The sequence below is a fragment of the Endozoicomonas sp. ONNA2 genome, assembly GCF_024606365.1.
Lineage (GTDB): Bacteria > Pseudomonadota > Gammaproteobacteria > Pseudomonadales > Endozoicomonadaceae > Endozoicomonas.
In genome coordinates, this window is sequence record NZ_JAHHPO010000758.1 from 1 (window position 1) to 13624 (window position 13624).

The window sequence follows — 13624 nt, forward strand, 5'->3', positions numbered from 1 at the left end:
AACGCAGGAGCAGTTGCCGCGTAGGGCAGTCTATTCTCGGACAGCCTCCCAGGTGATTAGGTAATTAGGAGAGCGCCTGTGCTGCCCCTTGAGCTGTGGCAAAAATGTATCGATATTTTGCAGGATGAGCTGTCTTCCCAACAGTTCAATACCTGGATTCGCCCCTTGAAGGTGATGGGGGATGAACAAGATCTGTGCTTACTGGCTCCCAACCGTTTTGTTGCTGACTGGGTGAAAGAAAAGTTTCTGCCAAGAATCGAAGAGATTCTGGATGAACTGTCCGATGGGAATTCTCCAGCCGTTGCTTTGGCAGTTTCTAATCGTCGGCCGCCTTCTCTGAGCAAACGATCAGCGCGTCCAAGAGAGTTTCAGCCTGCTGCAACGGTGGCAAACTCAGAGAAATCCATTGAGAATCCGCTGAAACAGGCTGCCATTGAACGTTCAGTGGTTACTCATGAGCTGGTGTCTTCTTTACCGGTAGCAAAGGACAATAAACCGGAATCCGATCTGGTGTCCGAGCCTGTTGGCATGCCTTCACAGGAAGCACAGGCTGAAGAACTCTCGCAGAGTATGGTGAACCCTCTGAAAGAGTCTGCCAACGATATGTCTGAAGAGCCGGTAACACCGGTTCGGCAGGTTGAAGTTGAGGGGTCTATCAAGCATCACAGCTCCCTGAATACGGGGTTCACCTTTGAAACATTTGTTGAGGGCAAATCAAACCAGTTGGCCCTGGCGGCCGCTCGACAGGTGGCAGAAAACCCTGGTGCGTCCTATAACCCGCTGTTTTTATATGGCGGTGTCGGTCTGGGTAAGACACACTTGATGCATGCGGTGGGTAATTTCCTGGTTAAGCAGAACAGTCATGCCAGGGTGGTGTATTTACACTCTGAACGCTTTGTTGCGGATATGGTCAAGGCACTGCAGCTCAATGCCATCAATGACTTTAAAAAGTATTATCGTTCTGTTGATGCTCTGCTGATTGATGACATTCAGTTTTTTGCCGGCAAAGAGCGCTCGCAGGAAGAGTTTTTCCACACCTTCAATGCGTTGCTCGAAGGTGGCCAGCAGATGATTCTGACCTGTGACCGTTACCCAAAGGAGATCAGTGGTGTTGAAGAGCGTCTGAAATCCCGGTTTGGTTGGGGGTTGACAGTTGCCGTTGAACCCCCTGAGTTGGAAACCCGGGTTGCCATTTTGATGAAAAAGGCAGAACAGCAGAAGGTGGAGCTGCCCCCTGAAGCCGCCTTCTTTATTGCCCAGAGAATACGTTCCAATGTGCGTGAACTCGAAGGCGCCCTGAAGCGAGTGATTGCCAGCGCCCACTTTATGGGGCGCCGTATTGATATTGACCTGATCCGTGAGTCCCTGAAAGATCTGTTGGCTTTGCAGGATAAACAGGTCAGTATAGACAACATCCAAAGGACGGTTGCCGAGTACTACAAGATCAAAGTAGCGGATATTCTTTCCAAGCGTCGCAGCCGTTCTGTGGCAAGGCCAAGGCAAATTGCCATGGCGCTCTCGAAAGAGTTGACCAGCCATAGTTTACCGGAGATTGGTGATGCCTATGGTGGACGAGACCATACCACCGTTCTTCATGCCTGCCGTAAAGTAAAGGAACTGGTCGAAGTGGATAGCGAGATCAAAAGCGATTACAAAAACCTGTTGCGCTCACTGACAAGTTAATTCCACATTATTCAACCTGATAAAAAGGTGAATGCCTTTTTATATCAAGAGAAAGGAAAGCGATGAAATTTACCATTAATCGGGAAGCATTGCTTAAACCACTGCAGCTGGTTGCCGGTGTGGTTGAGCGCAGACAGACGTTGCCGGTATTGTCCAATGTGTTGATGGTAGTCGAAGCAGGGCAGCTCTCGTTAACCGGGACTGACCTGGAGGTTGAACTGGTTGGCCGTGTCGTCCTGGAGGATGCGGCTGAAGCCGGGGAGATTACCGTGCCGGCCAGAAAGCTGATGGATATCTGCAAGTCCCTGCCGGAAAACGCCATGATTGAAGTGCGCCAGGATGATCAGAAGGTCAAGGTAAAGGCTGGCCGAGCCCGGTTTACCCTTTCCACGTTGCCAGCCAATGAGTTTCCCAGCATTGAAGAAGAGGCCGGGTCGATCTCCTTTACCATTGGTCAGTCACGTCTTCGTCGCCTGATTGATCGTACCGGCTTTGCCATGGCTCAGCAGGATGTTCGTTACTATCTTAATGGGATGTTGCTGGAAGTCAGCCAGAATTGCCTCCGTGCGGTGGCTACCGATGGGCACCGTCTGGCCATGTGCAGTGTGGATGCCGATATCAATCAGCTCCAAAGGCATCAGGTAATTGTGCCCCGTAAAGGTATTCTTGAGATGGCCCGTCTGCTTACCGAAGAGGAGGAGAGTGTTCATATTATCCTTGGAGCCAATCATATCCGGGCCAAAACCGGTGAATTCATGTTTACCTCCAAACTGGTGGACGGCAAGTTCCCTGACTATGACCGTGTGATCCCCAAAGGCGGCAACAAAATTATTATTGGTGACCGTCAGGAGCTGCGCCAGACATTCCAGCGTGCGTCTATTCTTTCCAATGAAAAATACCGCGGTATCCGCCTGATTCTTTCTGATGGCCAGCTCAAGGTTATTGCCAATAACCCGGAGCAGGAGGAGGCTGAAGAGGAGTTGAGCCTGGCTTATCACGGTGAATCCATGGAGATCGGTTTTAACGTCAGCTACCTGTTGGATGTGCTTTCTGTGCTTTCTGGCGAGACCATCAAGATGACTCTGTCAGATCCCAACAGCAGTGCACTTCTTGAGGAGTCTGAATCTGGCGACTCCACCTATGTTGTTATGCCTATGAGGCTATAGCACAAGCAGTCAGTGTCTGATGCTGGCATCAGACACTCGCCTGTCCTGATCCGGCGCTACTCAGGCTCGGAAATAAACAGAATATGATCCAACAGCTCGCCATAACCGATATCAGAAACCTCTCCTCTGTTTCGATTACCCCTTCCTCTTCTGTCAACGTACTTTATGGGCTCAATGGCAGTGGTAAAACCAGTGTCCTTGAAGCTATACATATACTCGGGGTTGCCCGTTCTTTTCGTACTTCCCGAATTAAACCGGTGATTAATCAGGGTGCCGAGGTTTGTACGGTATTTGGCCGTATAGGTGAAACTTTAGTGCCCGTTGGTGTTTCCAGAAACCTGCGGGATGAATCGCTACAGATACGGGTTTCTGGTGAAAACCTGAAATCCACCTCAGATCTTGCCAGGTTATTGCCATTACAGGTGATCAATCCGGATACCTTTCGGTTGCTTGAAGGTTCTCCAAAACTGAGAAGGAGCTTTATCGATTGGGGGGTGTTTCACGTGAAACATCATGATTTTTTTCCTATATGGAAACGGCTGCAAAAAGCGCTGAAACAGCGGAACACTCTGCTTCGTCATGGTAGGATAAGCGGTTCTGAACTGACTTCGTGGAACTTGGAGTTCGAGAAAGCGGCCAATGCCATCGACGAGTTACGGGACGATTATATCCAGAGACTGACCCCGGTCTTCAATGAGGTTCTGTCGGAACTGGCAGATATGGATAATCTTTCTATCCAATATTACCGGGGGTGGGATCGGGAGAGGACGCTCCATGAAGTGCTCAGTAGCGGACTGACACGGGATGTACAATCCGGCTATACCCATGCCGGACCGCAACGGGCAGATTTAAGAATTCGAATTGGCAAGGGCAGTGCTGTTGATATCCTCTCTCGGGGTCAATTAAAACTGGTGGTCTGTGCACTGAAACTCGCCCAGGGGTTTCTTTACAAAGAGCTGCAAGACAAACAGTGCATCTTTCTGGTCGATGATCTGCCATCAGAACTGGATACTCCCAATCGACAAAAGCTGTGTCGATTATTTCAAAAAATGAACTGCCAGACCTTCATCACCTGTGTTGAGAAGGAGGCACTGGAACATTGCTGGTTACCCGAAACGGAAGTAAAAATGTTTCACGTGAAACATGGCCAAGTTACTGTGATACCGAACCCTGCTCAGCAAAGTATTCGCCGGGCTGAGTCTTTGGAGATGATAGAGCATGAGTGAACAAAACTACGACGCATCAAATATCAAGGTCCTCAAGGGCCTGGATGCTGTCCGCAAGCGCCCGGGGATGTACATTGGCGATACCGATGATGGTACTGGCCTGCACCACATGGTGTTTGAGGTGGTTGATAACTCCATCGATGAAGCGCTGGCAGGGTACTGCGACAAGATTTCTGTCATCATTCATCCGGATGAGTCCATCACGGTTAAAGATAATGGCCGGGGTATACCCGTGGATATCCATGAGGAAGAGGGTATTTCTGCCGCTGAAGTGATCATGACGGTGCTTCATGCCGGTGGTAAGTTTGATGACAATACCTACAAGGTTTCCGGTGGTCTGCACGGCGTAGGTGTATCAGTGGTTAATGCGTTGTCCAGCCAGCTGAAACTGACCATTCGCCGCCATGGCAAGGTTCATCAGCAGGTGTATCATCAAGGGATTCCGGATGAGCCGTTAAAAATTATTGGTGAAACGGATGTCGCCGGTACTGAACTGCACTTTATACCCTCCCCGGAGACCTTCTCCAACATTCAGTTCAGTTATGACATTCTGGCCAAGCGCCTGCGAGAACTCTCATTCCTGAATTCAGGGGTCTATATCCAGCTGACGGATGAGCGTACAGGCAAGGTTGATGACTTCAAATACGATGGTGGTCTGAAGGCTTTTGTGGAACATCTGAACCAGAATAAAAGCACCATCAACAAAGTCTTCCACTTTGAAACCACCCGGGATGACGGTATTGGTGTGGAAGTGGCCATGCAGTGGAATGACAGCTTCCAGGAAGGGGTGTTCTGTTTTACCAATAACATCCCCCAGCGGGATGGTGGAACCCACCTGGCAGGCTTCCGTGCGGCCCTGACCCGAAGTCTGAATGGCTATATTGAACGGGAAGGCTTTCAGAAGACGGCCAAGGTGGCTACCTCGGGCGATGATGCCCGTGAAGGCCTGACGGCGATTATCTCAGTCAAAGTGCCGGACCCTAAATTTTCCTCCCAGACCAAAGACAAGCTGGTCTCCTCCGAGGTAAAAACCGCGGTAGAGCAGGAGATGGGCAAGTACCTGGCGGACTATCTGATAGAAAACCCCCAGGAAGCCAAGGCGGTTGTTGGTAAGATGCTGGATGCGGCCAGGGCCCGTGAAGCGGCCCGCAAGGCACGGGAAATGACCCGGCGTAAGGGTGCCCTGGACATTGCCGGATTGCCAGGCAAACTGGCGGACTGTCAGGAGAAAGACCCCGGGCTTTCGGAACTGTACATCGTGGAGGGTGACTCGGCGGGCGGTTCCGCCAAGCAGGGTCGTAACCGCAAGACCCAGGCGATCCTCCCGTTGAAGGGTAAGATCCTGAACGTTGAGAAAGCCCGTTTTGACAAGATGTTGTCCTCTCAGGAAGTCGGCACCCTGATCACTGCTCTGGGCTGTGGTATTGGCCGTACCGAGTTCAATATTGACAAGCTCCGTTACCATAACATCATTATCATGACCGATGCGGACGTGGATGGGTCCCACATCCGTACGCTGCTGTTGACCTTCTTCTTCCGCCAGATGCCTGAGTTAATTGAAAATGGCTACATCTACATTGCTCAGCCACCGCTGTACAAGGTCAAGCGTGGCAAGCAGGAGCAATACCTGAAAGATGACGGTGCGCTTGATGGTTACCTGACCCAGTCAGCTCTGGAAAATACCAGTTTGCACGTCAACGACAATGCCCCGGGGATCAGTGATCAGCCCCTTGAAGAGCTGGTAAAAGAGTTCAGGGATGTCCATAAAGTGGCTGATAAGCTGTCCCGTATTTACCCTGTCTCGGTGCTCCGTGAAATGATTTATATGCCAGGGCTCACGCCGGTGAGCCTGGCTGACAAAGACATAATGACGTCCTGGGTTGCCCAACTGAGTGAGAGAATCGAAAACCTGAAAGACGCCGGCAGTACCATGACCTTCTCGGTAGAGGAAGACCGGGAGCTCAATGTCTGGTTGCCCAAGGTGACGATTATTGCCCACGGTGTCGATAGCCACTATCGCTGGAATGCCGATTTCTTCTCATCTGCCAACTATGGCAAGATTGTATCCCTTGGTAATAAATTGCAGGGATTGATCGAGGCGGGTGCCTTTGTCCAGAAAGGGGAGCGTAAGAGGGATGTTGCTTCCTTTGAGGAAGCCCTGGAGTGGCTGATGAGTGAATCCACCAAACGGCACTATATCCAGCGCTATAAGGGACTGGGTGAGATGAATCCGGATCAGCTGTGGGAAACCACCATGGATCCGGATGTCCGCCGAATGCTGAAGGTCACCATTGAAGATGCCATTGCCGCTGACCAGATCTTCAATACGTTGATGGGGGATCATGTAGAGCCCCGCAGAGAGTTTATTGAAAGCAATGCGTTGAATGTTGCCAATCTCGATATTTAATCCAACCCAGTGCCGATGTTAACCGGCACTTTTTTTGATTTCAGGTGCTGCTAATGTCTTCAGAATTTAAAGCGATTATTCGGCAAGAGTTGGAAGAGGCGATGGTGGTACTGAGCCGGTTCCTGGACGCTGACACCAATCTTGAGTCCATTGATCGTGCTGCCCAGTTGTTGTCTGAGAGCTTCAAAGCCGGTGGCAAGGTACTGTCCTGCGGCAACGGCGGCTCCCATTGTGACGCCATGCACTTTGCCGAGGAGTTGACCGGACGTTTCCGGGAAAACCGCCCTGGCTTCGCGGCCATTGCCATTTCCGACCCCAGCCATATCTCCTGCGTAGCCAACGATTTTGGCTATGAGTACGTTTTCTCACGTTACGTTGAAGCAGTGGGCAGGGAAGGGGACGTACTGCTTGGAATCAGCACCAGTGGCAATTCCGGGAATATTATCAGGGCAGTAGAAGCGGGCAGGGCAAGAGGGATGAAGGTTATTCTGCTCTCAGGCAAAGATGGCGGCCGGATGGCGGGGATGGCGGATGTTGAAATTCGTGTGCCTCACTTTGGTTATGCTGACCGGATTCAGGAGATCCATATCAAGGCAATCCATATTATGATTCAGCTTGTTGAAAAGTATATGGAATAAAAAATTTACAGTTATACCGGTTGTTTGGGGATCTGAAAGCTCCGGATAAGGTAGCGATTTGCCCAGTGTTCGACCTGTTTAAAGGTCGTCCGGTTTTATACCATATGCACTAAAAGAATTGAGACCTGTCATGAGACCCCCTAGACAAGAAATGGTGTTGCGACGAGCGGGGTCGTAATACTTGCCGGCAAGTAACTCATAGGCATAACCCCATGTCAAAGCTCCGGAAGCAATCCCTGCAGCAATTCCGAAAATTTCAGGAACTCTAACAGCAGACCCGAGAGACCCGACAGCAGACCCGAGAACTAAATCAGCACAGAAAACCCCAGAAGCGGCCGTAAGAAACCAAATGAAATCCAGGAAAGCCTCGATGTGTGCAGCTTTGACAGTACCCTCGTCAATACACAAAAGAATAGTTGTGATAACAGCCAGGCCACAAAAACCGATCGGCAAATGCCTGTGTTCATATACGGTTGGCACAATAAATTCTGAGAAATGTTGACTAAAAGTCCTAATAGCTGTTGTCGAAATATCGGCCAAACGTTCATACAATGGGGTATGGTTTATCCTCTGCAAATCACCATCGGTTAATGGTTTTGAACACAGCAGACAGCGCTTTTGACCAGAAGTCTCTATCCATATCTTCATACATTTTCTGCCAAACGAGTGTCCACAGGTTAGTTCGACGATTTTACAATTTGCTACGTCCTGACATATGGAGCATGAAACACCGTTACTAACGTTCATAAATACCTTGCTGGTAATGCTTTAAAAAGATTCGAGCATCTTTATTTAATAGTGATTGTCAGGCCTGTTTAACGGTTGATCGGTTTAATACCATAGGCGGTAAAGGCACTGGCACCTGCAACGAGGCCCCCTGAAGCTATAATTGCGTTGCGCAGTGTGGTAGGTAACCGGACGCCATTCGTATCGCCAAATATGTCACAGGCATAAGCCGATGTTAAAGCTCCGGAAGTAATCCCGACAGCAGTTCCGAAAACTTTAGAAACTCCACCTGCAGACCCGAAAGAACCAATAGCAGAACCGAGAGCCAGGATAGCACAGGCAGTCACATAAGTAGCCAAAGTATGACTAATGACATTCGGCAAAACGTTCAAGAGCACAGGCTGGAGATCTTTATTAACAATAGAAAGATAACTCACGATAAGAAACCCGCCACAAGCGATACGTGTCACAGACGTGAGTGTATGTAAGCCACGCATAATAACTTGTGGGCAATGTTGTTTAAAAATGCTAATGGCTGTGGTCGAAACAGCAACCACACGTTCAGAAAACGGAGTGTAGTTTATCCTCAGCAAATCACCATCAGTTAATGGTTGTGAACACAGCAGACAGCGCTTTTGACCAGAAGTCTCTATTCATATCTTCATACATTTTCTGCCAAATGTATGTCCACAGGTTAGTTCGACGATTTTACAGTTGGCTACGTCATGACATATGGAGCATGAAACACCGTTAGTGACGTTCATAATATTTCATGTTTTTACAGCTTAAAACCCTTTAGAACATCTTTATTTGGGTTGGTTCCCTGAGGATAACTGAATTATTAGCTTTCTCTGCCGGTTTTCCCCTGAAACCTTATAACCACCAATTTCTCTGGCCTTTACTAATTATCAGTACACTTTATCAGTAGAATGCCCACAGTGCATTTCATGCAATGTATCGGTAATCCACTGTCGTGTGGCGTCATTGGCTTGCACTGAGGAAAGGGTGGCAGTTCTGATTACCGGTCCTATTTCCACCTTTATAGTGCCAGGCCGTTTTAGCCAGGAGTCATTCGGCCAGAAAGCACCCGCGTTATGAGCAATAGGGATAATATCCACATCTGCAGCTTTCGCCAGGCTTGCTCCTCCCCTAGAGAACTTGCCCGGCTCACCGGGAGGCGTTCGAGTTCCCTCCGGAAAAATAAGAACCCAAATGCCACGTTCAAGCGCCGCTTTACCCTGGTCCCTTACCTGTTGCAGGGCTTGTCGTGCATCCTTGCGGTTGATGGCTATGGGGCGGGTCTGTTTTAACGCCCAACCAAAAAAAGGGATCTTTAACAGTTCCTGCTTAACCACCTGTATTTGTGGTGTCACCAGGGTCTGCAGGAAAAACGTTTCCCAAGTGCTTTGATGGTTACTGATAATGACACAGGGGGTGTCAGGAATATTCTCTCTTCCCTCTACCTGCCAGCGGATACCACAAATTAAACGACAAAGATGTATAGCTGCCATAGACCATGTTTTGACAAAAATTTGATGACGAAGTTTAAATCGGAAAGGGTAGATAAACAGAATCATCAATATCGCCCAGAACACGGTCCAGACTGCCAGAGACAAGTAAAAGACAGTAGTCCTTATAACAGTAAAGGTGGTGTCCATAGCCCGGGTAGTGGCAGAACTGACAGCTGATGACATTAAAATCCCTCTGAAAGTAAATCTTCTACAAAGCTGTTCAGATTATTATGAACAGGAACATCCCTGATACCAGTAAGCGCTTGCGGGTGTTCGATGAGTTTAGCTTGGGTTTCAAGGCCTTTGCCAGTCAGGACCAGGGCAACGTTACAACCGCTGGTGACCCCTGCCTGAAGATCACGCAGTGAATCACCAACCACCCAGGTTTCTTTGGGACTGGCATCAAGGTCGGCAAAAATCTGGTCAATAAGTCCTGTTGCTGGCTTTCGGCATTGACAGTGATCATCCGGGCCGTGTGGGCAGTAATAGATGCCATCAATCTGGCCTCCCTGTTCGTTGACCAGTCTGGTGAGCTTGTCGTGCATGGCATCAAGCGCCTGGTGAGTGAAGTAACCACGGGCTAACCCGGACTGGTTGGTCGCTACAACAACTCGATAGCCCGCACAGGACAGTCGGGCTATCGCTTCAATACTCCCGGGAATAGGAATCCATTGTTGTTCAGATCGTATGTACTGGTCAGAATCTTCATTGATAACGCCATCCCGGTCCAGAATAACTAGTTTGGTCATAATGCTCGTGAAACCTAGCGCTCCTGAAACAGTAGCGCTCCTGGAACGCATAAAGTTACGACTATTGTCGTAATTTATCAGGTTGTGCCTGGCTTTTCTGTAAATGAGAGATATCCGCTACCTGCAGGAAAAGGCTGCGCAATTGCTTAAGCAGTGCATAGCGATTCAGACGGATAGCCTCGTCTTCTGCATTGACCAGCACCTGGTCAAAGAACATATCAACCGGATCCTTCAGTGTCGCCAGGCTCTCCATGGCAAGGGCGTAGCGGCCTTCTGCCAGAGCGGGGGCAATTTCCTCTTTCTTGGCAAACACAATGTTGGCAAGTTCAAGTTCAGAAATTTCACTGAGCAGTGTCTCATCGAGAGTGTCCGGAATAATGATATCCACGGCTTTTGCCAGAATATTGGCTACACGCTTGTTGGCAGAAGCCAGGGTATCCGCTTCAGCCATGGCATTAAAGCGGGTAATGGCTTTTATACGACGATCGAAGTCCAGCGGGCGGGTGGGGCGAAGTGCCTTGACGGCGTTGATGATCTCAGCAGCAATGCCTTCTTCCTGGTAAGCGGCATCAAAACGCTCCAGCATATAATTTACAACTGTCGTATTAAGGTTAGCCAGTGCTGGCAGGGAAATGCCTTGTTCCTGATAGCCAAGTATTGCCTGATCGGTCAGTGTTTCCAGGTCAAGATTGAGTTTCTTCTCAACAATGATGCGCAGCACACCGATGCTGGCACGGCGCAATGCGAAAGGGTCTTTGCTACCGGTAGGCAATTGATCGATACCGAAAATTCCGGTAATGGTGTCTACTTTATCGGCAATGGCAACAGCACAGCCAGTCAGTGTTGAGGGAAGCTGGTCACCGGCAAAGCGAGGCATGTACTGTTCATACAGCGTCTTGCTGACTTCAGGGTTTTCACCGTCGTTGTTGGCATAGTATTGACCCATGATGCCTTGCAGCTCTGGAAACTCCAGAACCATTTCAGAAACCAGGTCGGACTTGCACAGTTGACCGGCACGTTCAGCCAGCGTTGCATCACCACCTTCCATTTGTGCAATGTAAGACGCAAGTCGTGCGATACGTTCTGTTTTGGCAAACACTGAACCAAGTTGCGCCTGGAAAATAATGGGTTTCAGTTTTTCACGACGGTCATCTTGTGTCTGTTTGCGGTCATTGTCGTAGAAGAACTTGGCATCAGCGAGACGCGGGCGAATGACTTTCTCATTACCTGCCACAACATGGCGAGGCTGGGCACTGTCGATATTGGCCACGGTAATAAAGTGTGCCAGAAGTTTCCCTGCACTGTTTTGGACGTGGAAATATTTTTGATGTCCCTTCATGGAAGAGATCAGGGCTTCCGATGGAACGGCAAGGAATTCATCATCAAAGCGGCCACAAAGGGCTACCGGCCATTCATTGAGCGCCGTGACCTCATCAAGAAGGTCAGGATCAATCACCGACTGACCATTAATCGTGGTAGCAATCTGTTCAACCTGCTCACGGATGATGTCACGGCGGGTTGCAAAGCTGGCAATCACTTTGCCCTGCTCACGGAGAATCTGTGCATAGTCTGCAGGGTTGGTGATGGTGATTTCCCGGTTTGCGTGGAAGCGGTGACCACGGGTTGTGTTACCCGCTTGCAGGCCCAGAATTTCACAGTCAATAATTTGATCGCCCTGCAGCATCAGCAGCCAGTGAACGGGACGGACAAATTCGCTATGGCTGGCACCCCAGCGCATACGTTTGGGAATAGGCAGGGTATTCAGCGCTTGGGTAATAATTTTGGGTAGCAAAACTTTGGTGGCTTCACTAGGCTTGACTGATCGATAAACCAGCCATGTGCCTTTCGGTGTTTCTTCCTGTTCCAGGTCGGCAAAATTTACCCCGTTGGAACGGGCAAAGCCAAGGGCTGCCTTGCTTGGGTTACCATCGGCATCATAGGCGGCTTTCACCGCAGGCCCCTTACGCTCAAGCTGTTGATCGGGCTGGGCGGTATCCAGGCCTTTGATCAGCAGCGCCAGACGACGGGGTGTGGCAAACGACTCATAATCAGCAAAGGTAATCTGAGCTTGTTCAAGGCCGGAAAGAATGCCCCGGGTAAACCCGTCAGACAGGCTCGGTAATGCCTTTGGTGGCAGCTCTTCCGTGCCCAGCTCAATCAGGAAGTCTTCTTTATGCGCTTTATTCAGGGAAGTGCTCATCATTTTTCCTCCTGTGCGCTTGCTACGCTGTTTGTTTGGCAATAGTGGCCAGAACATCATCACGAATGGACTCATCCGCAAGGGGGAAGCCAAGCTCATGACGCTTGTCAAAGTAAGCTTTGGCGACTGCTCTGGCCAGCGTTCTGACGCGCAGGATAAAACGCTGGCGTTCCGTTACCGAGATGGCGTGACGGGCATCCAGCAGATTAAAGGTGTGTGAAGCTTTCAAAACGTATTCATAGGCCGGCAGGGGCAGGCCGATATCCACCAGCTTACGGGATTCGCGTTCAAAGAAATCGAACTGTTTGAACAGCGCTTCAGTGTCAGCATGCTCAAAGTTGAATGTGGACATTTCAACTTCCTGCTGATGGAACACATCACCGTAAGTGACCGAGCCTTTTGGACCAACAGTCCAGACCAGGTCATACACGTTATCGACATTCTGGATATACATGGCCAGGCGCTCAATACCGTAGGTGATCTCGCCAGTAACCGGGTAGCACTCAATACCGCCGACCTGCTGGAAATAGGTAAACTGGGTGACTTCCATACCGTTCATCCAGACTTCCCAGCCAAGCCCCCAGGCACCCAGTGTGGGAGACTCCCAGTTGTCTTCGACAAAACGAATGTCATGGACCAGCGGATCAAAACCCAATTGACGCAGCGAGTCCAGGTACAGCTCCTGAATGTTATCGGGAGATGGCTTCATCACCACCTGGAACTGGTAATAATGCTGCAGGCGGTTGGGATTTTCACCGTAACGGCCATCGGTTGGGCGACGACTGGGCTGAACATAAGCCGAGTTCCAGTTTTCCGGGCCGATGGCACGGAGAAAAGTGGCTGGATGGAAAGTACCCGCACCCACTTCCATATCCAGTGGTTGCATGATGACGCAGCCCTGTTGGGCCCAGAATTGTTGCAGGGCGAGGATCAGCCCCTGGAATGTATTGGTATCTGGCGTGGTCTGGGAAATCACTTTTCTACCTCTTGGAGGCTCAAATGCAAATCGATTGTTTTTTTCAACATTGTGCTTTGCGTTGCAAACAATAGTTGATGACCAGTTCATTTACCTGGCGCAGGTTTCCCTGTGAGTGAGCCCGCACAGGGTTCGATGGAAAAAACAGGAGGTGATTATACCGGTTTGTGTGATTAAGTTTAAGCTGTGGATAAGTTGTGAAAAACGTGGGTAAAGCCTTTGGAAAAGCCTTTGGAAAAAGCGTCACGTTGTCTCTAATGTGAAGCAGGTGGCCAACTATACTCTCTGTTCCATCAGTTCCATCAGTTCCATCAGTTCCATCAGTTCCATCAGTTCCATCAG

13 protein-coding genes are annotated in these 13624 nt (G+C 49.7%); 5 read left to right on the forward strand and 8 right to left on the reverse strand.

The window, feature by feature from the left end:
• Positions 1 to 78: 78 nt before the first annotated feature.
• From dnaA to lpcA, 5 genes are all read left to right on the forward strand, one after another.
• Entirely contained in the window at positions 79 to 1683 is a 1605-nt protein-coding gene (gene dnaA, locus KDK14_RS13455; protein ID WP_373691079.1) for a chromosomal replication initiator protein DnaA, read from the forward strand.
• A 62-nt stretch (positions 1684 to 1745) separates the two neighbouring features.
• Entirely contained in the window at positions 1746 to 2849 is a 1104-nt protein-coding gene (gene dnaN / locus KDK14_RS13460; protein ID WP_257265674.1) for a DNA polymerase III subunit beta, read from the forward strand.
• 83 nt (positions 2850 to 2932) lie between these two features.
• On the forward strand, positions 2933 to 4075 hold the full coding sequence (gene recF / locus KDK14_RS13465; protein WP_257265675.1) for a DNA replication/repair protein RecF: 1143 nt from the start codon (positions 2933 to 2935) through the stop codon (positions 4073 to 4075).
• A complete protein-coding gene (gyrB, locus tag KDK14_RS13470; RefSeq protein WP_257265676.1) occupies positions 4068 to 6482 on the forward strand; it encodes a DNA topoisomerase (ATP-hydrolyzing) subunit B in 2415 nt (804 codons plus the stop codon). The genes recF and gyrB overlap by 8 nt, the downstream gene beginning before the upstream one ends.
• Positions 6483 to 6535: 53 nt before the next feature.
• Positions 6536 to 7120, forward strand: a complete 585-nt coding sequence (lpcA, locus tag KDK14_RS13475) for a D-sedoheptulose 7-phosphate isomerase (protein ID WP_257265677.1) — start codon at positions 6536 to 6538, stop codon at positions 7118 to 7120.
• A gap of 78 nt (positions 7121 to 7198) precedes the next feature.
• On the opposite strand, the gene KDK14_RS13480 is transcribed toward lpcA, so the two are convergent.
• The 8 genes from KDK14_RS13480 to KDK14_RS13510 form a co-directional block, all read right to left on the reverse strand.
• Positions 7199 to 7867, reverse strand: a complete 669-nt coding sequence (locus KDK14_RS13480; RefSeq protein WP_257265678.1) for an E3 ubiquitin protein ligase — start codon at positions 7865 to 7867, stop codon at positions 7199 to 7201.
• A 68-nt stretch (positions 7868 to 7935) separates the two neighbouring features.
• Positions 7936 to 8439, reverse strand: a complete 504-nt coding sequence (locus tag KDK14_RS13485) for a hypothetical protein (RefSeq protein WP_257265679.1) — start codon at positions 8437 to 8439, stop codon at positions 7936 to 7938.
• Between the two features lie 60 nt (positions 8440 to 8499).
• Positions 8500 to 8610: a hypothetical protein gene (locus tag KDK14_RS21785; RefSeq protein WP_373691080.1), complete on the reverse strand. Its 111-nt coding sequence runs from the start codon at positions 8608 to 8610 to the stop codon at positions 8500 to 8502.
• A 144-nt stretch (positions 8611 to 8754) separates the two neighbouring features.
• On the reverse strand, positions 8755 to 9540 hold the full coding sequence (locus KDK14_RS13490) for a 1-acyl-sn-glycerol-3-phosphate acyltransferase (protein ID WP_257265681.1): 786 nt from the start codon (positions 9538 to 9540) through the stop codon (positions 8755 to 8757).
• Positions 9540 to 10106 (reverse strand): D-glycero-beta-D-manno-heptose 1,7-bisphosphate 7-phosphatase, encoded by a 567-nt coding sequence (gene gmhB / locus KDK14_RS13495; protein ID WP_257265682.1) that lies wholly within the window; start codon positions 10104 to 10106, stop codon positions 9540 to 9542. Before gmhB ends, KDK14_RS13490 begins: the two co-directional genes overlap by 1 nt.
• Before the next feature lie 61 nt (positions 10107 to 10167).
• On the reverse strand, positions 10168 to 12306 hold the full coding sequence (gene glyS / locus KDK14_RS13500) for a glycine--tRNA ligase subunit beta (RefSeq protein ID WP_257265688.1): 2139 nt from the start codon (positions 12304 to 12306) through the stop codon (positions 10168 to 10170).
• Positions 12307 to 12328: 22 nt separating this feature from the next.
• Positions 12329 to 13282, reverse strand: coding sequence for a glycine--tRNA ligase subunit alpha (glyQ, locus tag KDK14_RS13505; RefSeq protein WP_257265684.1), 954 nt, complete (start codon positions 13280 to 13282; stop codon positions 12329 to 12331).
• A gap of 43 nt (positions 13283 to 13325) precedes the next feature.
• A partial coding sequence (locus KDK14_RS13510) for a hypothetical protein (protein WP_257265685.1) occupies positions 13326 to 13624 on the reverse strand: 299 nt, incomplete at its 5' end.